The sequence below is a fragment of the Streptomyces sp. CBMA156 genome (assembly GCF_014596515.1).
GTDB lineage: Bacteria > Actinomycetota > Actinomycetes > Streptomycetales > Streptomycetaceae > Kitasatospora.
Genome location: NZ_MSJQ01000062.1, coordinates 37,473 through 55,394 on the forward strand (window position 1 = coordinate 37,473; position 17,922 = coordinate 55,394).

25 protein-coding genes and 1 pseudogene are annotated in these 17,922 nt (G+C 66.3%); 22 read left to right on the forward strand and 4 right to left on the reverse strand.

Going from position 1 to position 17,922, the window contains the following annotated elements; translation table 11 throughout:
• Positions 1-32: 32 nt before the first annotated feature.
• The 4 genes from BU198_RS04710 to BU198_RS04725 form a co-directional block, all read right to left on the reverse strand.
• The gene (locus BU198_RS04710) at positions 33-332 is read right to left on the reverse strand and encodes a hypothetical protein (protein WP_188295550.1); all 300 of its coding nucleotides are present in this window, start codon (positions 330-332) and stop codon (positions 33-35) included.
• A 164-nt stretch (positions 333-496) separates the two neighbouring features.
• Complete coding sequence (locus tag BU198_RS04715) at positions 497-2,644, reverse strand: DNA topoisomerase (RefSeq protein ID WP_188295551.1); 2,148 nt, start codon at positions 2,642-2,644, stop codon at positions 497-499.
• A gap of 775 nt (positions 2,645-3,419) precedes the next feature.
• Positions 3,420-4,559, reverse strand: coding sequence for a hypothetical protein (locus tag BU198_RS04720; RefSeq protein WP_223243927.1), 1,140 nt, complete (start codon positions 4,557-4,559; stop codon positions 3,420-3,422).
• A gap of 17 nt (positions 4,560-4,576) precedes the next feature.
• Entirely contained in the window at positions 4,577-4,969 is a 393-nt protein-coding gene (locus BU198_RS04725; RefSeq protein ID WP_188295553.1) for a hypothetical protein, read from the reverse strand.
• A gap of 897 nt (positions 4,970-5,866) precedes the next feature.
• On the opposite strand from BU198_RS04725, the gene BU198_RS04730 reads away from it, so the two are divergent.
• The 22 genes and pseudogenes from BU198_RS04730 (at position 5,867) to BU198_RS04835 (ending at position 17,746) form a co-directional block, all read left to right on the forward strand.
• Positions 5,867-6,283, forward strand: coding sequence for a homing endonuclease associated repeat-containing protein (locus BU198_RS04730; RefSeq protein ID WP_223243928.1), 417 nt, complete (start codon positions 5,867-5,869; stop codon positions 6,281-6,283).
• A 227-nt stretch (positions 6,284-6,510) separates the two neighbouring features.
• The gene (locus tag BU198_RS04735; protein ID WP_188295555.1) at positions 6,511-6,873 is read left to right on the forward strand and encodes a hypothetical protein; all 363 of its coding nucleotides are present in this window, start codon (positions 6,511-6,513) and stop codon (positions 6,871-6,873) included.
• A 311-nt stretch (positions 6,874-7,184) separates the two neighbouring features.
• A complete protein-coding gene (locus BU198_RS04740) occupies positions 7,185-7,610 on the forward strand; it encodes a hypothetical protein (RefSeq protein WP_188295556.1) in 426 nt (141 codons plus the stop codon).
• Positions 7,611-7,698: 88 nt separating this feature from the next.
• Positions 7,699-7,893 (forward strand): hypothetical protein, encoded by a 195-nt coding sequence (locus BU198_RS04745; protein ID WP_188295557.1) that lies wholly within the window; start codon positions 7,699-7,701, stop codon positions 7,891-7,893.
• Positions 7,894-8,034: 141 nt separating this feature from the next.
• Positions 8,035-8,547 (forward strand): hypothetical protein, encoded by a 513-nt coding sequence (locus tag BU198_RS04750; RefSeq protein WP_188295558.1) that lies wholly within the window; start codon positions 8,035-8,037, stop codon positions 8,545-8,547.
• Positions 8,547-9,119: a hypothetical protein gene (locus BU198_RS04755; RefSeq protein ID WP_188295559.1), complete on the forward strand. Its 573-nt coding sequence runs from the start codon at positions 8,547-8,549 to the stop codon at positions 9,117-9,119. The genes BU198_RS04750 and BU198_RS04755 overlap by 1 nt, the downstream gene beginning before the upstream one ends.
• The gene (locus tag BU198_RS04760) at positions 9,116-9,400 is read left to right on the forward strand and encodes a hypothetical protein (protein WP_188295560.1); all 285 of its coding nucleotides are present in this window, start codon (positions 9,116-9,118) and stop codon (positions 9,398-9,400) included. Before BU198_RS04755 ends, BU198_RS04760 begins: the two co-directional genes overlap by 4 nt.
• Positions 9,397-9,624, forward strand: coding sequence for a hypothetical protein (locus tag BU198_RS04765; protein ID WP_188295561.1), 228 nt, complete (start codon positions 9,397-9,399; stop codon positions 9,622-9,624). The genes BU198_RS04760 and BU198_RS04765 overlap by 4 nt, the downstream gene beginning before the upstream one ends.
• A gap of 94 nt (positions 9,625-9,718) precedes the next feature.
• Complete coding sequence (locus BU198_RS04770) at positions 9,719-10,045, forward strand: hypothetical protein (RefSeq protein ID WP_188295562.1); 327 nt, start codon at positions 9,719-9,721, stop codon at positions 10,043-10,045.
• A 405-nt stretch (positions 10,046-10,450) separates the two neighbouring features.
• Positions 10,451-11,152 (forward strand): hypothetical protein, encoded by a 702-nt coding sequence (locus tag BU198_RS04775; protein WP_188295563.1) that lies wholly within the window; start codon positions 10,451-10,453, stop codon positions 11,150-11,152.
• A gap of 145 nt (positions 11,153-11,297) precedes the next feature.
• Complete coding sequence (locus tag BU198_RS04780) at positions 11,298-11,825, forward strand: hypothetical protein (protein ID WP_188295564.1); 528 nt, start codon at positions 11,298-11,300, stop codon at positions 11,823-11,825.
• Positions 11,822-12,157: a hypothetical protein gene (locus BU198_RS04785; protein ID WP_188295565.1), complete on the forward strand. Its 336-nt coding sequence runs from the start codon at positions 11,822-11,824 to the stop codon at positions 12,155-12,157. The genes BU198_RS04780 and BU198_RS04785 overlap by 4 nt, the downstream gene beginning before the upstream one ends.
• Positions 12,157-12,414, forward strand: a complete 258-nt coding sequence (locus BU198_RS04790; protein ID WP_188295566.1) for a hypothetical protein — start codon at positions 12,157-12,159, stop codon at positions 12,412-12,414. Before BU198_RS04785 ends, BU198_RS04790 begins: the two co-directional genes overlap by 1 nt.
• A 106-nt stretch (positions 12,415-12,520) precedes the next feature.
• The gene (locus tag BU198_RS04795; protein ID WP_188295567.1) at positions 12,521-13,030 is read left to right on the forward strand and encodes a hypothetical protein; all 510 of its coding nucleotides are present in this window, start codon (positions 12,521-12,523) and stop codon (positions 13,028-13,030) included.
• Positions 13,031-13,034: 4 nt separating this feature from the next.
• Positions 13,035-13,526, forward strand: a complete 492-nt coding sequence (locus BU198_RS04800; RefSeq protein WP_188295568.1) for a hypothetical protein — start codon at positions 13,035-13,037, stop codon at positions 13,524-13,526.
• Complete coding sequence (locus BU198_RS04805; RefSeq protein ID WP_188295569.1) at positions 13,526-13,942, forward strand: hypothetical protein; 417 nt, start codon at positions 13,526-13,528, stop codon at positions 13,940-13,942. Before BU198_RS04800 ends, BU198_RS04805 begins: the two co-directional genes overlap by 1 nt.
• A gap of 89 nt (positions 13,943-14,031) precedes the next feature.
• On the forward strand, positions 14,032-14,625 hold the full coding sequence (locus tag BU198_RS04810) for a hypothetical protein (RefSeq protein WP_188295570.1): 594 nt from the start codon (positions 14,032-14,034) through the stop codon (positions 14,623-14,625).
• A gap of 178 nt (positions 14,626-14,803) precedes the next feature.
• The gene (locus BU198_RS04815) at positions 14,804-15,427 is read left to right on the forward strand and encodes a hypothetical protein (protein WP_188295571.1); all 624 of its coding nucleotides are present in this window, start codon (positions 14,804-14,806) and stop codon (positions 15,425-15,427) included.
• Positions 15,428-15,525: 98 nt separating this feature from the next.
• Positions 15,526-15,987 (forward strand): hypothetical protein, encoded by a 462-nt coding sequence (locus tag BU198_RS04820; protein ID WP_188295572.1) that lies wholly within the window; start codon positions 15,526-15,528, stop codon positions 15,985-15,987.
• Positions 15,988-16,065: 78 nt separating this feature from the next.
• A complete protein-coding gene (locus BU198_RS04825) occupies positions 16,066-16,518 on the forward strand; it encodes a hypothetical protein (protein WP_188295573.1) in 453 nt (150 codons plus the stop codon).
• A 95-nt stretch (positions 16,519-16,613) separates the two neighbouring features.
• Positions 16,614-16,823 (forward strand): hypothetical protein, encoded by a 210-nt coding sequence (locus BU198_RS04830; protein WP_188295574.1) that lies wholly within the window; start codon positions 16,614-16,616, stop codon positions 16,821-16,823.
• Positions 16,824-16,834: 11 nt separating this feature from the next.
• Positions 16,835-17,746: pseudogene (locus BU198_RS04835) on the forward strand (IS5 family transposase).
• The last annotated feature ends 176 nt before the right edge of the window (positions 17,747-17,922 follow it).

A 17,922-nucleotide genomic window follows, 5' to 3' on the forward strand; every position in this document is an offset into this window, starting at 1 on the left:
GGTGCTGGTAGAAGCTTGTGACGCGGAGACCATCACGGCTCGGGTGGCAAGGGCGCGCTCTCGTGCTCGTCAGAGATCCACACCCCGATGTTGGCCCGTGCGCAGGCGTAGGGGTCGAGTCTGTCTCCGAGGTCGCACCAGTTGAGCCAGGCTGTGGTGTAGGCGCGGTAGTGGCGGCGGGCCTCGGCGGAGAAACTGCCGGAGGCCAGCTTGTACGGGGACCCCTCGGCGGTCCAGGCGGCGAGCTGCCGGTAGGCGTCGTGGGCATCGCCGCACGGGGCCAGGCGCTCGGGTCCACAGCAGGTCGAGTGGAGGTGCGGGGCATTCGTCACCTCGGAACTCTAGCCATCCTAAGTGTGGTAACGGACCTGCCTGTGTGGGCTGAACGACAACTCTGGTCGTCCCCGTCGCATCCTCACGTTGTCGCTGTCGTGAAAAAGCGCCAGCAGGCCCTAAGGTCCGGAACCCGCTGCCGCTTGTCAGTGCCCGTCCGGCATCAACCGAACGTCGGGACGATTCTCTTCTTGCCGCCCTCCGTCTTCCAGGAGATGCGGGCGTCGAAGGTCTTGCCCTGGGCCGAGACGAAGCCCGTGCCCTGGATGGTCTTGCCCGCCGCCAGGTCCTTGCGCTGAGTGTCGGTGAAGGTCACTTGGCACCAGGACTGCGGCGGCTCGGCGTCGGAGCCGAAATCGGGGACAATCTTCTTCGCCTTTGCGTCCCAGCTGATCCTGCAGCAGAAGTTCTTGCCCGTCCGCGCGCTGACGAAGTCGTTGATCTCCAGCGACTGTCCTGACAGAAGTGCTGTGACCTCCGCCGGCGTGAACGTCCGACCAGACCATTTCGTCGGCCTGTCCAGCACCTCCAGCTGGAACCCCTTCAGGCCCAGATCAGCGCGCATGGACGCGGCGTTCCTCGCCATCGTGGCGATGTCCTCGCGTACCCAGTCGGCGACGACGGCCAGCCGCTCCTCGGCGGTGGCCGTTCCGGCGGCGATGTCGCGCATGTCGGCGTAGACCTTTTCGGTGAGCCCGAGATCACCGATGCGCGTGCCGGGCAGGAGCCTCCAGCTCATCTCGCCGGCCTGCGCCAGCCTGAGCTTCCGGCCCTTCTCGGTCAGCAGCGGATACTTCGCCCTGTCGTTGGTGACTTCCGAGTACGTCGACGTGCGGGTAGCGCCCGTGCCCACGTCACGCTTCTCGAGCTGCTTCATGAGCCACTTCATCGTCGGGTGTTCGGGGCGCTTGTTCGCGCCCTCGAAGATGAACGGATCAGCGTTCCGTCCCAGACCCTTGCCGGACTCGTTCCCATCGTCCTCGGCCGGGCCGTCGCCGGCGTCCGGATCGAACACGGCACGCCAGCCAGGGGACTTGGGCACGTTGGCGATGCCGGTGAAGTCCGGGTACCTCTCCACGTGGCCCTTCTGCTGCTCGTAGAGGTAGTCCTCGGAGAGCATGGCCAGATAGCTCTTCGCGAGCATCTCGTAGATGAGCCGCCCGGCCTTGCCGTACTTGCGCTCGACCTCGTCCAGCGACGAGGGCACTTTCGGTCCCGGACGGTTCGCGCCGTGAGCGCCCTGGGGCTTCACATGCGTGGAGCGAGATCGGCGGTGCGTCAGAAGCCCAGCGTCGACGCCGACCACCGCGGCGATCTTGTCGACCAGCGGCGCGAGGTCCTTGAACTGCTCAGGGGTGATCGTCTTGTCCTCGGTGCGCGGGTAGGAGACAACCTGGTCCTCGTACATCTTCTGGTAGGTCGAGAGCGTCAGGTTCGCCTTCACGTCCTTGCCGACGAGCATCGAAGACAGAGAGGCAAGGTCGAGCAGCTTCGGTGGCGCGGTCTTCTTGTCCGCCTTGCTCTCCAGGACGACAGCGGAAGGGCTGTACTGCTGCGGCACCTGGCCCTTCAGGTCGAACCGCGACTCGTCCGGATTCGTGTACATGACGTCGTTCTCGTCGCGGAAGCGACTCTGGAAGAAAGGTTTCTTGACGTAGGTGTCGTAGTCCTTCTGCTGGTCGCCGACGAGAGAGACCATCGCCGACTTCAGTCGGCCCTGGCGCAGCACGAGATCCTGGCCCGACTGGCGGCTCATCGCCGTGGCGATACGAGTGAACTGCATCGAGAGGTAGTCCCACTGCGAGCGGTACATCGCCTTGCGGTAATCGCTCTCGTCCTGCATGGACTTCACAGGCCGGCGCTGCTCGAAGGCCTTCTGGATCGAAGCCTTCGACTCATCGGTGAACTCCATTCGGCTGAACTGCTTGCCATGGAAGCCGAGTTCATCGATCGCCTCCCAGAAGAGCAGGTCGCCCTCGCCGGACGGATCCAGGTCCGTGGCGATGACGATCTCGTCGCCGCGGTCGAGCGCGCTGCGCAGCGTCTTGATGACGTCCGCGACGTTCTTCTGCTGCTCGCGCTTCCACGTCAGCTCATCGGGATCCCAGGGCAGATTGCCCAGATCCCACTTCTGGTAGGCGCCCGCGAGCGAGGGGTTCACCATCGCGTGCGGCTGGGCGAACTCATAGAGATGGCCCCGCAGGCTCGCCACCTCATAAGCCGTGCCCTTGTAGCTGCCCTTCGCCCCGCCGAGGGCGCTGGCCATGTTCCTCGCTGCGCTCGGCTTCTCCGCCACCACGATCGCGACCATGCCTGACTCCTTGTCGTCATCGACTCATAAGCTATTCGATCCTACTCGAAAGAGGCGGCAAAGTGGGACATGAATGGCCATTTGAGAAGATCCTTGGGTAGTGCTACGGATGTGTAGAGAAACCCGGTGCTGGCGGGCTCTTCGGGCAATCATCGTTCGCCGGAAAAGGAGCGGACCTCCGAGAGGAGACTTCTCGGAGGGTCTTCGTCTGCCGCGAGCGCTACTACCGAGTCGGCATCGCTACACCGAGCCGGACGCGGTACACCCGCAGCACCTTGCCGAGCGTCTCGAGCCCCTCAGGGTGCTTCAGGCCTTTCTCCGGCTCCTTCGGTCGGACGGGCCGCACTCCAGCTACCTCGGCAACCTGCTTGCGCGTCGCCCGCCCCCCTGATCGTGATCAGCAGATCCGGCAGGTCCACTGCGAGGTCCTCGAACATCCGGAACTTCTCCCGCTCGCCAGGCGCGTGTGGCCGAGGTGAATCGCGCCACAACTCTCCTCGCACCAGTACCGGCTCATCGACGCATGCTCCCGGAGCCTCGCGGGGATCTCCTGCTCGCTCCGGCAACGGCGCTTGAAGGCCCATGCCCCTTCACTCTGCGTCCGGCATCCGCGCGGCGCGTCCTCGGACTGCGAGGCCGGTGACGCCATACCCGCAACACCGTGGAATGCAGTACAGGCCGAGGTGCACCGGGTCCTGGGCGCGGAGGCCCAGACTCTTGCCGTACGTCTTGCAGCGCTGTCGGACGGGGAAGAGCTTCGCCTTGCCCGTCGCGGTCATCGGATCGGCCGGCCTTCCCGCTCGCGTTCAAGCTTCGACTGCTTTCTGGTCGCCTCCCGGACCATGTCCCGGAGATGGATCGCCTCCTTGTGCGTGATCGGCGCGTCGTGGAGGTTGTGCGAGCCGCGCAGGAAGTTCTCCGTACGGTCGGCGATGGAGTACGCCAGCGCCTGCTCGACCACCGCGGTGGTCTGGCGCACCTCGCCCAACTCGTCCCGCAGCTTGCGCAGCAGCCCGTCCCGCTCGTGTTCGGAGGCCTCGATGTTCACCAGGCGCGCCACCACACTGCCCAGTAGCGGGTCGCGGGAGCGGAACAGCTCGACCGCGCGCTCGGTGGCAGGATCGACATCAAGATGCAGGTCGAGCTGCGCCAACAGGAACGCTGTCACCAGCGTGCCCTGACTCAACCGCCGACTGAACTCCCGAGCGGCGCTGTCGCTCACCCCCAGCGCACGAACCGCGGCTGCTCGAACCTGCTCCCGCAGCGCGTTCATGATGCTCTCGGGCAGCGCCTTGATGTGCGGCTGGCTCTGCACGCCGACGAGCCGGAAGCCGGACTGGGGGAGCGTGGCGGCCCCGGTTGTACTGCCCGAACCTCCCTTCGAGGTCGCGTTCTGCGCGGCGTCCTGATGGTCGGTGAACTGCAGCGATCCGGACGTTGCGTGTTCGGGTTCATCCGGTGCGGAGACGACGTCATGAGCAGCCATTTCGGCTGCAGCTGCATCCTTAAGGTCCGGCTGTGTCCCGGGAGTCGGAACGGCATCAGCCGCAAGCCCCGCCGGTGCACCTCCCGAGGGCACCCTGTCAGCGGAGTTCTGTCCTCCATCGACATCACCGTGCTGATGGGATCCCCCGGCCCGCTCGGAGTCGCCGGCATCGGGCTCGTGGTCCGGTTCCAGGTTCGGTCGATCCGTTGCGGCATCCACATCGAGATCCGCCCGCGGACCTCCACCCGTGAGTTGAGAGCCGACGTCACCGGCCTCATCGAACTGCACCTTCGGCTCAAGCGTCCCCGCCTCAGCCCCGGGCCGTGCCGCCTGGACCTGGACACGTCCGCTCCCACCGCTCCTGTAGGCGTCGAGGAAAGACGTGTCCACCTCCATCACCTCGTTGGTAGGCGTGGTCGCCTCCAGCATCTCTGCGAAATCCCGACTCATGCGAGCCCACCGTCCTCGTGGTCCAGGAGGTAGTTGTCGCCGCGGGTGAGCCCGATCAGCGAGTCGAAGCCCGTGGTGACGACGCGTTCGAGGTTCGCCGAGTTCTTCGCCAGTGCCGCAACCTGGTCGACGAGCTCGTTGAGCCGCGCGATCTCCAGGGTCGGCAGGTCGTAGTCGAGGTTCTCGCGCCGGATCTTCTCGACCACCGCCTCGGCCACGTACTCGTTCAACGAGGAGAACCCGCGCTTGTCGGCCCAGTACTCCGCTCGCTGCTTGTCGTCCGGGTCCAGCCGGATGAACATGCCCTGGCGGCCACTGCTGCTTTGCGTTGCGCCCTTCTTCGTGTCGCGCGCGGACTGGGTCTTCTTCAAATCCCGTGGGACGGTCATGCGCGACTTCTCCTTGCCATAGTCGACTCTCCAATGGGGGTGCTTTATAAACGCTACTCAATGAGCCATCTGTGTTCTTGTAGTTGACATTCGGATGTATGTGGAGTCACTGACGTGCTCAGTCGGCCCTCCCTGGCAGGGCAGTGCCGCAGCAGGCGACCCTGTCGGAGGGGGAAGGGGTTGGGCCGGGTCGCCTGCTGCGGGCCACGCCGGCTTCCGCTTGACCTGCGCCACCTCGACGCCGGGCCTTTTGTCTGCCGGATGGACTCCCCTCCAGGTGCCTGGCGTGGGACTCGGCGTCGCGTTCGTCCTGTAGTCGGCGAGTCCATCGGTGAACCTCGGCGACTGGATCGCCTTGTCCTTGACATCGGGTAGGTGTCCGACAGGCGACCCAGCGTCGATGGCCTCGGCGGTGCTCGCAGTCGGATCCGGTGTGGATCGCGACCATGGCGCCTGGGTTGTGCCGCCGTCGCCTCTGGAGCATCCGGCCAGCAGGCCGCCTGCGGCCACAGCGAGTGCCGCAGCAGCGAGCACAGCCCTCCTCCTTCTCCAGGTCTTCATCGCTTCTCACCTCACCTGACCTGTCGCCGTCTAGTCTGATTGAATCTACTGGCCTTTGAGGGTACCTTGCGCAAATGCCTATCAAGTGCCAGTCTGTGGCGAGTTGGAAAGGCCGTGAGGTAAGGGGCCGGAGAGGGCGCGCCCGAGTCCCGTCCGGCACACAGGGTGCGTGCGGGCTGGTTTGGCGGACGGGGATCAACGGAGTTGATCCGGGCGCTCTGTGGCGCGTCGCGCGCGCGCCGACTGCGAGCGGCCCTCTGCCGAGTGGCCGTTCATGGGCTTTTCATCCCCTCCCGCGAAGGGCTGACTATGCATGCCGCACACGTCCCCGCACCTATGAAGTTAGGTCCGGTCGTCTACACCGACCGGGAGCTCCTGTGCGTGCTCATCCGCCTGGCGCAGGGGGAAGGCACTCTCGGGCGTCGCACGTTCGAACGGCGCCGCAAGGGCGCGGGCCCGTCGGCTCCGCTCTACGAGCGCCGCTTCGGCAGCTGGAACCGCGCGCTGGAGCTCGCGGGCCTCGACGCGGTCGCACAGCCCGAGCAGCTGCAGAATGCGACAACGAAGTGGACCCAGGAGCAACTCATCGTCGCGATCCGCTGGTGTCTGCTGGTAACGGGGTCCACGACGCTGGCGGCCTACGAGGCTTGGCGCACTGATCCGGCGAATCCGAAGTCCGATGTTCCGCCGGCCACCACCATCCGCTTCCGGATGGGCAGTTGGTCGCGAGCCACCGAACTGGCTTGCAGCTGAAGTCCATCGGCATCTGCGATGCCGTTCACGCCGCACTGTGGGCAGGGCCGAGTCGGCGGATTTTCCCGGGAAGGGGATTCATGACGGATGTAGTCACTGTCTGCATTCTGGAGCCGTGCTGCGAGAAGTCGGAGCCGGGCTATACACCGAGACCGAAGCCCTACTACGTGCGCACCCCGGGCTCGTCCGACTCGTGCAACCACCTCCGTAGCGAGCGGCGGAAAGCCATGATCACGGAGTACGGGACGCGTGGGGAGGCCGAAGCCGAGTATCAGGGCAAGGCGTGCGGCTGGGGGTCGACGGATGGGTGGCTGTACGAGGGCGAGATGCCGCCGGAGGGGGAGCGGTTCCGGATCCTGCCGATCAAGGGCACCCTGACCACGCACTTCTGGCACGGGGAGCCGGTCGAGATCCCGTTCCCGACCATCGACCTGGCCCGCGAGTATGCCGAGGAGTACCACGAGTATCCCGACGGCGGATTCCACAAGCAGATCCTCTACAACATCGTCGGTGACCAGGACACGGTCGTGCGCTGGTCGTCCTACACGGTCAAGGTCGGAACCGAGCTGGCCGCGGGCGACTGGGCGTAGCGCGTACTGAGCTGGCGGGTGAGCGTAGATCCGCTGCCTGACCAGATCCTGTGGTTCTAGCGGAAGCGGCCGTAGAGCAGACGGAGACGGATACGAGTGCATCGGGCCCTGTCCGACGCGCGACCGACCTCTGGGCGAAGCGCTATCCGCTGGCATCCGTCCCGACCTTCGGAAGCAACTCGGTGCGACATATCTGAACAGCAGTGCTGCCTCCGTGTCCGGCCTCTGCCACCCCGTGCTGCCTGTCCTCCCCAGCGGTGTCTCATCCGCCTTTACTCACCATGACAAGGAACATCGTGTTCAAAACTCCCTTGGCTGTGCCCCCGTGCGACGCGGCCCCCGCTGATGTCTCCGAAGCCCTCACCCGGCTCACCGAGGCCCAGGACCTCCCCTTCCACCGGTGGGACCGTGCGTACAGCGCGCGTATCCAGAACCTGGCCGGATGGCTGCACTGCGCCGCGATGTGGCGGGGCCAAGATCTCACCGAAGCCGCCGACGTCCCCGAAGGGGGCGGCCAGGTCGTGCTCCACGCTCTGATCGACGCGCATGCAGCCATGCTGGCCCGCCACGAAGCCGAGCTCGCGCCGTACAAGGATGCCGGCGGAGCACTGCTCGGCGAGGACTACGACGAACACGACAGGGTCGCCGACCGGCACATCGAGGAGGTCGTGGAGATGCTCGGCCTCGTCATGGCGGTGCTGGTCGGCGAGTTCGGACGGCCGACGAGCACCCCGTAACCGCATCTCCCGCTCGGGCTCGGGCCACAGCGGCAGCGGGCTGCCCGGCCCTGCCATACCCCTTCATCTCAAGGAGACACTCACCCCGATGTCCACTCTCGACCTTGTGTGGCGGGCCCACAAGACCGCCGACTGCCTGAGCAACAGCCTCGCCTTCTTCTACGAGGACGGCTATCCGGCCGGCGTCACCGGTCTCACCGAATCCCAGCGGCAGACCCTCGCCGGCCAGCTCGGCGCACTCCAGCAGGATCTCGCCAAAGTGGGCGTTGTGCCAACCTCTTGAGACGCTGGTACCCCTCCACCCGGCGCTCCTGCGCCGAGTCTCTGCCGTGGTCGGACGGCGAGCATAAGTGCCTGATTCTGAACCCCCAGCACTGTCAGAGACAGGCACTGACCCACCACCAACCAGGATCGAGGGAAACCGATGACGACCTACCAGGCCACCGCGGGGCCGGGGAAGCAGTCCCCTCCCGCGCCGCTCGACCCGGCCGCGCTGCGGCAGCTGTCCCGCCACGCGAGCGACGTGCTCTCGCCCGCCGGCCTGGTGCAGGACACTCCGCCCCTGGCCGAGGCGGGAGCCCACCTGTCGATCGCGCTCATGCAGTTGTGCCGGACCGAGGATTCCGTGGGGACACGGATCGCCTCCATGATGCAGTCGGTTGAGATTCTGGCGCTGGAGTACACCGGGCACGGCGCTATCGACGTAGACCAGCTGGGGATCATCGGCGGTATCTCGCAGGTGCTGGAACACCAGTCGGCAATGCTCGCGACGGCGCAGGCGCTGGAGGTGCAGGCCCTCAAGTTGCGCCACGCGGCGCTGGTTGGCCGACTGCTGGAGTCGGCCGACGAGCAGTCGGCCCGTCTGGCGCGGGAACGGGTCAAGTCCGCGGAAGCCGTTGGCGAGACGGTGGAGACCCTGTGGGAGGGGAATCACTGATGATCAACGCAATGGCTGAGAAATTCCAGTACATCCTCGGCCGCATCGAGGTGATCCACCAGCAGAACCCCGAGCTGAACGACGATCTGAGGCACGAGATCAGTTCGATCTACGACGCGTGCGCGGTCGGGCTCCAGGCGGCCGGCATCGACATCCTGGCCGAGCCGACGCCCAAGGATGAGGCGTGGGAGGCCCGGCTGGCTCACATGGCCCGGGTCGGACTCCACGCAGCCGTGGAAGGACAACCGGTGAAGTCCTGGATCCGCCGAGTCTGGCGTCAGATTCGGCGCCCGGCACCTCCGGCCGGGCTGGTCGCCGTGCGCGTGACCGTGTCGTACGTGGCCACGGTTGAACGAGTCGGCGAGGTCACCGTTCTGGTGCCCCCCGACGCCCTGGGCGACGCGGAACGCCTCCGCGAAGCGGTCGACGAGAACTGGGTTTGGACGCGACAGCCGCGGGCCCAGATCGCGATCGACGAGGACGACCTGACCGTCACCTTTCTGAGGCTCGCCACCGCCCGTGAGATCAACGCCATTCCGGGGATCGAAGAGTACGAGGAGTACACCAAATGACCCAGACGGTTTCGCTGCTGGGGCGATGGGATTGGGGCGGAGGGCTGGTTGTCGAGGACGCCCACCTTGACGCTACCGACGAGGAGACGGCCGCAAGGGTCGACAGGCGTGTGTCCAGCAACGCGTGGGCGGGCACCTTCGAGGTGCCGACGGTTATGGCCGCCGCGCGGGCCGCGTACCTGGAGTACGCGCCGGAGTACGTGAGGTTCTTCGACCCGGTCACAGACAAGTACGTGCGCCTCGACGAGGACGACTTCACGGACGAGGAGCTGGGGCTGTGAGCCTGGGACTGACGACGGCGGTGGTGCCGCTGTGGGAGGCGCCGATGGCCGGAGGGGTGGAGTGCTCGGCCAGCGTGAACCCGGACCGGGCACGCATCTTCGTCTTCGAGGAGCAGCCGGGCCAGATAGTCGGCCGGCCGAACCTGCTCTCGGTCGGCTGGTTGCAGCCGGCGGTCGACGAGGCGCAGTGGCTGCGGTGGGCGGATTTCCCGGTGGAGGTGTGACGTGGGGCGAACGCTTCTGGCGTCAGGGGTGGCGGAGTTCACCGTCCACCCGGACGCGGACCGACTGATGGTTTCTCACCCGGGGTGTGACGTCTTGCTCTCGTTCGGCGGGAATGTGCAGCTCGGCGAGCTGGCGGATGCGGTCGACAAGCACCTGAAGGCGGAGCACCGAAAGCCGCGCATGCGAAAGAGGCAGAGCCGCGTCGAAGTGGCCGAGCGTATCGCCGATGCTGCCCTCCGCTTCGTGTACGAGGCTCGGGTGCACGGCAGCACGAATCTGGTGACATCTCTGACGTTGGAGGAGAGCGCGCAGACCCTCGGGTACACGGGCGGGACGCACTACACCGTCTCCACGGTGAAACGGGCCGCGGCCCGGCTGGCGGCCGAGCGCGGTTGGGAAGCCCTGCTGGCCTCGGACTAGGCAGGCCGGAAGGAGAGGTGGGCGGCCACGCTGATCGACCGGACCTCCGTGGCCGGCCGGTTGGCGCTGCTGTGCACAGTGCATAGCCGGACTGGGGGTGGAAATGGGGGGATCGATGTCCGCCGAGCGTCGGGGCAATCGGTTGCTGGTGGAGAACTACGGGCCGAGTCGGACGGAGTACCTGGTCGATGAGCACGTGATTGTGGAGGCGCAGCCGAAGGGCGTCACTGTGGTCCGGTACGTCGTGGACCAGGGTGGACAATGGTGGGCGGCGGGATGGTGTCGCACCGGGGCCAGCTGGAAGCAGGCCGTCGCCTGGCCCCATGACCTTGCCGCTCGTTTGGTAAGCCGGGGTCATTGTTTGAGGTCAAGGAACCCGGACGGCACCGCGAAGGAGGCCGACCAGTGAGCGACCCGTCGATCTCCGGCCTGCCCCCGCGCAGCATCGACTACCGGCGCCCGCTGCCGTACGAGTGGACGAGCGACAAGCCGTGGCCGAAGCGGGGCGAGAATGGGCTCTCGATCAAGGTCGAAGGCGGGGAGTTGGTCACTCGAAACGTCCGCGAGGGTACGGGCCCGGCCGGCACGTGGTCGGACATGTCGGGGTGGGGCGTGTCATCCCGGCTGATCCTTGGCGGCCGGCCGAGGGATGCGCGCTCGGTGGCCACAGTGACCGACGACGACGGTGTGAGGTGGTCGGTCGGCACCGCGCGGATCGACGCGGGTTGGGGCATCCCGGAGCGTGCGGTCGCCTGGCGCTGGTCCGGGGCGGACGAGTACGCCGACCCGATCTTCCATTACCGGGTCCAGTACAACGACGCAGCACCGGACGCGGAAGCGAACTGGGTGCCGAACAAGTACAACGGCGATTCGGTCCACATGAGTTCATTCGGCACTGGTGATATCCGGCGGCTCGCCATTCGGCGCGCGGCCGAGCATCTTTCGCACGTGCCGGGGATGACTGGCCATTACCTCGCGGACATTCCGAATGCGGCACGCGACTATCGGGCACTCGTGACCTGCTCCACCGGCGAGCAGTGGGACGTACGGATCGACGGCACCGCGACCAAGATTCGCGAGGGCCGGGACCCGAAGGCGACCGTCTGAGCTAGCTACTTCTTGAGGGTCGCGTCAGGCGCGACTCCCTTTTTCATGCCCTGACCGGTGACGAGAGCGCTCCGGGACTGCACTACAACCGGCGCGCTGTCACCATCTGCCAGCCAATCCAAGTCAGCAATCCAGGAGGGGAATTATGCGACGCGTGAAGGTCGGGCAGCGGCTGAAAGTCAAGCTGCCGCACTCCGAGGTCTGCATGCACATGCGGGTCGCGGACCAAGTGATGGAGGTCGAGATCCTGGCTGAGGCCGTCCAGCTGTACAAGGACGGTCAGAAGTTCTCCGGGCCGATCCTCCTGGGTGAGGCCGGAGTCTACGTCAAGTACGTCACGGGCCGCATCGGGAGGGTGCGCGAGCTGTGGGCCGACGTCGAGGAGGTCATCGACTACCGGTCCATCGGCGTCGGCGAATCCTCCGACTGGTACTACCTACGCTGCGGCTGCCAGCTCTTCGTCAGCCAGCCGGGCTGGAACGTGCAGTCGACCGACATCTCGGTCTTCTGCGAGGAGATGCAGCGACTCCACCAGGAGTACGCGGACGTGGCGCTGAAGAACATCCGCGCGGCGTTCCCGCAGGCGCGGGCGATCGACGAGCACGCCGGGGTGCCGAAGGAGTTCCTCGACGCCGAGGAGGCCGACCGGAAGGCCAAGGGGTGGGTGGCATGAGCGAGCAGCCGAACGTCGAGCACAACAAGCGCGCGTTCAAGCTGATCGAGGGCCGATTCTCGGACCAGGTCAAGTCGTTCAACTCCGGCAGCGTGGGCATCGAGGACTCCGACGCCCACTACTTCGCGGTCACCGACCGGCTCAAGCTCGCCCGGATCGCACTGGGCCGGGCGCCCGAACTCTTCGTCGGGGTGCGCGTGCTCACGCTGTCCCTTCATCTCGGGGACATCTACCGGAGCATCCGGAAGCACCTCACCCCGGACGAACTTGCCCGTTGGGAAAGGCTCGACCAGGTGATCGAAGACCTCATGGACGAAATCGGAGAGAGCTGATGAGCGAGCGGCAGGAAATCTACCGAATCCCGAGCTCAGGCGACGGTACCCCGGTGGACGAGTCGATGCTGGTCATTGGCCGCAAGAACGGCAGCTCCAGCAGCCGGAAACAGAAGCGCTTCGACAGCGTCGAGGAGGCCGAGGCGGCGATGCGGGAGTGGGTGGTGGAGGGATTCAACGTGTTCTGGACCGCGCTGGGCGACGGTCCCCTGTCCGAGCCGTTCGACCTGGTCGACGGCGAGCGCTCCTACATCTGATCGGTGGAATCTTCATGGCCTACAAGTCCGTGTCAGTGCAGGTGATTTACAGCGTTCGCCTGCTGAACCCACAACGAGACGTCCACTGGGACGGAATGGAATCCTGATGAGTGAGTGGTTCGAACAGGGAACTGGCGTGGTCTCGATCCGCGCCGAAGAAGTCAAGATCGGCATGCGCCTGGCGAAGTACGACTTCGAGGAGGAGCGCACCATCCTCACGCCCGTGTGGGCGGTTGGGTACCACCCGAGTCCGTCTAGCGGGCCGTGGGCGCGGACGTCGGACGGTGAGCTCCACTCCTGGCGCAGCTTCTCTGCGGGGCACGCCCTCTTCCAGTGGGTACATCTGGAGATCCGCGACGAGTTCATGCCGCCGCACCCCGGTGAGTGGATCACCAATGTTCCCGAGTCGGCCGACGTGCAGGAGTGGTCGCGCGACGCGCACCGGATTCGCACCCTGGAGCTTGGCAGCCGCCGGTACACGCTCTGCCGCGAGCCGGCCGGCGTGTTCTGGGTGCTGCGCGAGGAGAACGGCGAGTGCTGGAGTTCGCCGGTGCGGGTCACTCCTGAACCCGCCAACGCCCAGTTCGACGCGATCGAAGCCGGGCAGGGGTGGTAACGCCATGCCCGACGAATCGGTGCATGAATCTGTGCGGTGGTACCCCCGCGTCGAGGTCCGGCACGTCGAGGCCTGGGCCGTCTATGAGTTCGGGGACAGCATCACAACACGACTCGCGGCCGGAGAGCTGGTCGCGTACTGGGTCACCGTCGGCGGCGAGACGTACGCCTGGCCGCAGGCCGACAAGCCCGGACTCGACGCGGTCTACCGCTCCCCCTGCGACATCCCGGCGGGCGAACTGCGCGACCTGGCCACCGACATGTGGACAGATGCCGTCGCCGAAATCGGGGATCGCTTCCGGGCTGGCGACCGCACCGTCACCATCCGCGCGATCGAGTGCGACGACCGCGGCCAGGAGGGCGCCTGGAAGACGGGCTACGTGCTGGCGTCCGCGGCCGGCGAGGAGCCCGTTCGATACCAGCTCGACGACCTGGTGCCCGAAGCGACGAACCTCGCGACCCAGGGCGGTAACTTCACCGGCAAGGAGATCAACTGATGCAGAACAGCGTGATAACCCCGGGCGGCCTGCGGACAGGCTCGGGGCCGAAGTACAACACCAAGCGGCGGCTGGTCACCTGCAAGGCCATGTACTGCGACGAGGAGCCGACCCACGTCCAGGAGTTCACCACCTTCGAGGGCAGGGTGGAGCGCTTCGGCGCGTACTGCGAGCAGGACGTCACGAGATACATTCGGCCGCACGCCGAGGTCGAAGCCTCGCACGACCATGCGGTCACATACGGCGTACAGCCGGAACACATGCTGTCCGACAAATGGTGGTCCGCGCGCCCGCTGAACGACGCCGAGCAGGCCGAAATCGAGGCCATCAAGCGCGGCGAGCTGGTCGAGACGTACATGACTCCCGGCGAATTCGTCTGGGCACCTCCGGGCCAGCCGTACGCCTGCTTCTCCTGACCGAGGCCGAAAAGGGCGCCCCGCGGGGTGCCCTTCGCGCATTCAGGATGCGTCTGACGATGGCCGTCAGTGAGAGAAGTGAGGGACGGATGTACTTGAACAGGCTGCCGGACGCGATTCTGCGAGTGCTCGACGCGGATCCGAATCCTCAGCGATGGGACGACGTGCGGATCCTGCTGGGGTACGACGGACCGCACCAGGCGGCCCAGTTCTACGACGTCGTCTGGAAGATGTACGGCCTCCAGGAAGGCGAGACGGCGTACGTCACGTCGGTATCGACCGAGGACGACCCTGAGATCTGCACCAACCCGTTGCTCGCCCTCACGAAGGCGGGCATTGTCCACACCGAGGATCAGCGTCGGGCCCGGCGCGAGCTGGTCGCCGCCAACGAGGCCGAGTGGGACACCGCAGCCGGATGGAACCCGGTGGACGTGGAGGGCTTCACACCTGACTTCACCAGGGTCACCTTCCACTTCCAGGGCGTGCAGACGTACGCGGTGTGGGAACGGGGCGAGCGGTTGATGCGCTACTTCGCCCCAGAGAGCGACCTGCTCGGCCTCTGGGGGTGGTCGCACCGCATCGACCCCGACGAGACGGACGCGGTCGAGGCCGCCGCGCTGTGGGGTCCGCTCGGGAAAATCATCTACGACCGCAGCCCCCGCGCTACCGCTCGGGAGGTCTGATTGGTGGGAACCACGTTCGTCCGCTACCACGGCAGAGACGTCGCCGTAACCGAGCCTGTTGCAGATCTGATTCCGCTGCTGCGGAAGGCCGCGATCGAGTTCACCATCTCCGGCGATCGCACCGTGCTCTACGAGCAGCCCGGACTACTTCGTCAAGCTCTTCGTAGAGCACTACCGGATGATGCAGCGGGTCTGGAAACACCTGCGCCACGACGCGGAATGGGGCCGGCGTCTGACCGACGCCGGGATCAGGTTCAGCTGGACCTTCCAGGGCGCTCGGGTGTGGCGCGAGCCCGGTGCCCACGGCATGCGCTACCGCTACCACGTCACCTTCAACCGCCCCGGCGTGCGCCATCCCGCGAACACGCAGCTCGAATTCGGGATGTCGTACCACTGGTTCGCACCCGAGGTCTTCCAGAAGATCATCGAGGAGGCGATCGGCCACAGCGAGCAGACCGCCGCGTTGTTGGCGCTGGTGCTGGAGCAGATGTTCCTGTGGACCCGCAAGCGCCGGGACATCGAACGCAGGGTCGCCTACCGGCGTGAACGGAAGCAGCCTGAACGAGAGATCGACGCCGCCGCGGCCAGGGCGTGGCTGGAGTACCACCTCGTGGAGTGGGACGTCGGCTGGAGTTCGACGGCCGGTGCCGATGGTGGTGAGCGGTCCATGCCGAAGGATCAGCTGTGGTGGATGAACGCGTTCACCCGTGAACGCGCGGCCGTCCGCGAGTTTGAGATGGTCGTCGGCGCCGAGCTGCTGGAGACCTGGCTCAAGCTCGACATGGAGAAGTGGGGGAGTTGACAGACTGCGTGGGTGGCCCCGGGTGGTGAGGGTGGCCGGTTCGAATCCGGCCGGGGGCGCGCAGGGATTCCGCAACAACGAGCGAAGGAGCACAGCTGGTGGGAATCGAGACCGTGCACAACAACGAGCTCAAGCACGTCGTCTGCCTGGTGACGTGGCGCACGGTGGGAAGGGCAAAGGACCCGCAAGGCGAGCCGCAGGTCGAGCGGATGCAGCTCGGCGTCGAGGTGGGCGAGGAGGAGCCGGACGGCCCGTACACGAGCCGCTACTTCGCGCCGTGGACCGAGGCGAAGCAGCGGATTGAGCAGCTGCACAACACGCACCAGAACTTCTTCGAGATCACGTCGATCGAGCCGGAGTGCAGCTGCCTTGGGCCGTGCCGGTACCAGGACCGGACCAGGTTCCTGATTGAGCCGGCGGGCTACCAGCACTTCCAGTCGGCGATCTTCGACCGCGACGACGCCAACAATGACATGGGGTGGCTGCCGATCGAGGCCGGCACCGTCGAGGGCATGAAGCTGCTGCTGGAGCGGCACCGGCGCAGCAACCACCACCAGTAGTCGACGGAAGACACGAGGCGGTCCGCAGTACGCGGGCCGCCTTTTGCATGCCCGAGAGGACCAAGGAGAAGGCTACGGATGGACAACTGCGTTGAGTACCCGGCTCAGTTCTGGAGGGAGGCCCTGGAGGTCGCCGAGGAGTTCGAATTCGACGAGGTCGACTCTCGCGAGCAGGGCGGCCTGTACGGGCTCCTGGCGGAGTGGCTGTCGGAGCTCTACACCCACGACACGATCGAGCGGGACCGCGACCGCCTTGCCGCAGTGATCGACGTCTTGGAGCAGGAAGGCGAGACCGCCTTCCCGGCAACGCGCTTCGAGCAGGTCATGGAGTCGTACGGTGGCGAGAACGTCTCGGACTACAAAGTGATCGGCAGGGAATGGATCGAGGCCGACTGCCCCGAGGACATTTCCCCGACGAAGGTTTCTGACTGGAAGCGGTTCTGCACGGACAACGTCTTCCGCGAGGGCGAGGTCTGGGTCGAGAACAAGGACAGCGGGACGTTCCATTTCTTCGACAAGCATAAGTGGTGAACCTGCTGTAACAGGGGCCGCGGATGTGGCGTGAGGCCGCGGAATCGAATCCCGCCCGGGGCGCGCAGGAATTCGATTCCGATGGAGGGAAAGAGATGAACCTGGTCATGCAGGCACTCGTCGAGAACATCGTCGGCGAGCCGAAGCCGTACGGGTGGATCATCACCCGCGACTTGCTCGACGATGGCGAGGCCTCCGCCGAGGGCACTGCCGTTGCAGGACTTCGGTGCCGGGTACGGCTGTACGGAGATCCATTACAAGAACAGCAACGGCAAATGGGCGAGCTACTACTAAGGCCTGTCTGATAATTAATCTTGTGGCAGGTCGAGGCGAGCTGACGGACGCGGCGTGGGAGCGGATAGAGCCCTTGTTGCCGCGGGTGGACGGGCGTGGTCGTCCGTGGCGTGATCACCGGCAGGTGGTCAACGGTGTGTTGTGGCGGCTTCGGACAGGGGCTCCGTGGCGCGATCTCCCGGAGCGGTATGGGCCGTGGCAGACGGTCTACGAGCGGTTCGCCCGCTGGGAGGCGGACGGGACCTGGGCGCGGCTGCTCGAACACGTTCAGGTCCGCGACGACGCGGTGGGCCGGGTGGAGTGGACCGTCGCGGTCGACTCCACGGTCAACCGGGCCCACCAGCACGCCGCCGGCGCCCGCAAAAAGGGGCCGCAGACGGGGACGAACTGGAAGATCCGGGCCGCTCGCAGACGCGCCAGGCCCTCGGCCGGTCCCGAGGCGGGCTGACCACCAAGGTCCACCTCGCCGTCGACGGCCGGGGCCTGCCGCTGTCGATCGTGCTCACTCCGGGAAACGTCAACGATGCGACCGCGTTCGGCCAGGCCCTCGACGGGATCCGCGTCCCGCGTTCGGGCCCGGGTCGCCCGCGCACGACACCGTTGCGGGTGCTGGGCGACAAGGCCTACTCCAGCAGGGCGATCCGCCACCTGCTGCGGCGCCGGGGCATCGCCGCCACGATCCCCGAACGCCGCGACCAGGTCGGCAACCGCCGACGCCGAGGGCGTTCCGGCGGCCGACCGCCCGTCTTCGACAAGGAGATCTACCGCGACCGCAACGTGGTCGAACGATGCTTCGCCCGCCTCAAGCAGTTCCGTGCGATCGCGACCAGGTTCGACAAGCTCGCCGACCGCTACCGAGCAGGAGTCGTCCTGGCCTCCCTGATCCTCTGGCTCCGCGAACCGGCCAGGTGATCATTTATCAGACAGGCCTTAGCCCGCCCGGACTGCGCCACAACCCGGCTCGCCCAACTCGGGGCGGGCCTTTCGTGTTTCGGAAAGGAAATCATGGACGAGACCAGCGTCCTGCCGGCCGCAGACTCGATGCGGCCCGACGACACCAGCCCCCCGTTCCCCGACGGCACACCCTGGCACCCGCACTACGCGGACCAA

What these genes read in the sequence shown, in the direction of transcription:
- BU198_RS04760 (WP_188295560.1), top strand. Translation starts at nt 9,116, where the DNA reads ATGACCCAGACGGTTTCGCTGCTGGGGCGATGGGATTGGGGCGGAGGG.
- BU198_RS04715 (WP_188295551.1), bottom strand. Translation starts at nt 2,644, where the DNA reads ATGGTCGCGATCGTGGTGGCGGAGAAGCCGAGCGCAGCGAGGAACATG.
- BU198_RS04810 (WP_188295570.1), top strand. Translation starts at nt 14,032, where the DNA reads ATGTACTTGAACAGGCTGCCGGACGCGATTCTGCGAGTGCTCGACGCG.
- BU198_RS04735 (WP_188295555.1), top strand. Translation starts at nt 6,511, where the DNA reads ATGATCACGGAGTACGGGACGCGTGGGGAGGCCGAAGCCGAGTATCAG.
- BU198_RS04750 (WP_188295558.1), top strand. Translation starts at nt 8,035, where the DNA reads ATGACGACCTACCAGGCCACCGCGGGGCCGGGGAAGCAGTCCCCTCCC.
- BU198_RS04730 (WP_223243928.1), top strand. Translation starts at nt 5,867, where the DNA reads ATGAAGTTAGGTCCGGTCGTCTACACCGACCGGGAGCTCCTGTGCGTG.
- BU198_RS04745 (WP_188295557.1), top strand. Translation starts at nt 7,699, where the DNA reads ATGTCCACTCTCGACCTTGTGTGGCGGGCCCACAAGACCGCCGACTGC.
- BU198_RS04800 (WP_188295568.1), top strand. Translation starts at nt 13,035, where the DNA reads ATGCCCGACGAATCGGTGCATGAATCTGTGCGGTGGTACCCCCGCGTC.
- BU198_RS04790 (WP_188295566.1), top strand. Translation starts at nt 12,157, where the DNA reads ATGAGCGAGCGGCAGGAAATCTACCGAATCCCGAGCTCAGGCGACGGT.
- BU198_RS04825 (WP_188295573.1), top strand. Translation starts at nt 16,066, where the DNA reads ATGGACAACTGCGTTGAGTACCCGGCTCAGTTCTGGAGGGAGGCCCTG.
- BU198_RS04720 (WP_223243927.1), bottom strand. Translation starts at nt 4,559, where the DNA reads ATGCTGGAGGCGACCACGCCTACCAACGAGGTGATGGAGGTGGACACG.
- BU198_RS04795 (WP_188295567.1), top strand. Translation starts at nt 12,521, where the DNA reads ATGAGTGAGTGGTTCGAACAGGGAACTGGCGTGGTCTCGATCCGCGCC.
- BU198_RS04785 (WP_188295565.1), top strand. Translation starts at nt 11,822, where the DNA reads ATGAGCGAGCAGCCGAACGTCGAGCACAACAAGCGCGCGTTCAAGCTG.
- BU198_RS04805 (WP_188295569.1), top strand. Translation starts at nt 13,526, where the DNA reads ATGCAGAACAGCGTGATAACCCCGGGCGGCCTGCGGACAGGCTCGGGG.
- BU198_RS04780 (WP_188295564.1), top strand. Translation starts at nt 11,298, where the DNA reads ATGCGACGCGTGAAGGTCGGGCAGCGGCTGAAAGTCAAGCTGCCGCAC.
- BU198_RS04830 (WP_188295574.1), top strand. Translation starts at nt 16,614, where the DNA reads ATGAACCTGGTCATGCAGGCACTCGTCGAGAACATCGTCGGCGAGCCG.
- BU198_RS04815 (WP_188295571.1), top strand. Translation starts at nt 14,804, where the DNA reads ATGATGCAGCGGGTCTGGAAACACCTGCGCCACGACGCGGAATGGGGC.
- BU198_RS04755 (WP_188295559.1), top strand. Translation starts at nt 8,547, where the DNA reads ATGATCAACGCAATGGCTGAGAAATTCCAGTACATCCTCGGCCGCATC.
- BU198_RS04725 (WP_188295553.1), bottom strand. Translation starts at nt 4,969, where the DNA reads ATGACCGTCCCACGGGATTTGAAGAAGACCCAGTCCGCGCGCGACACG.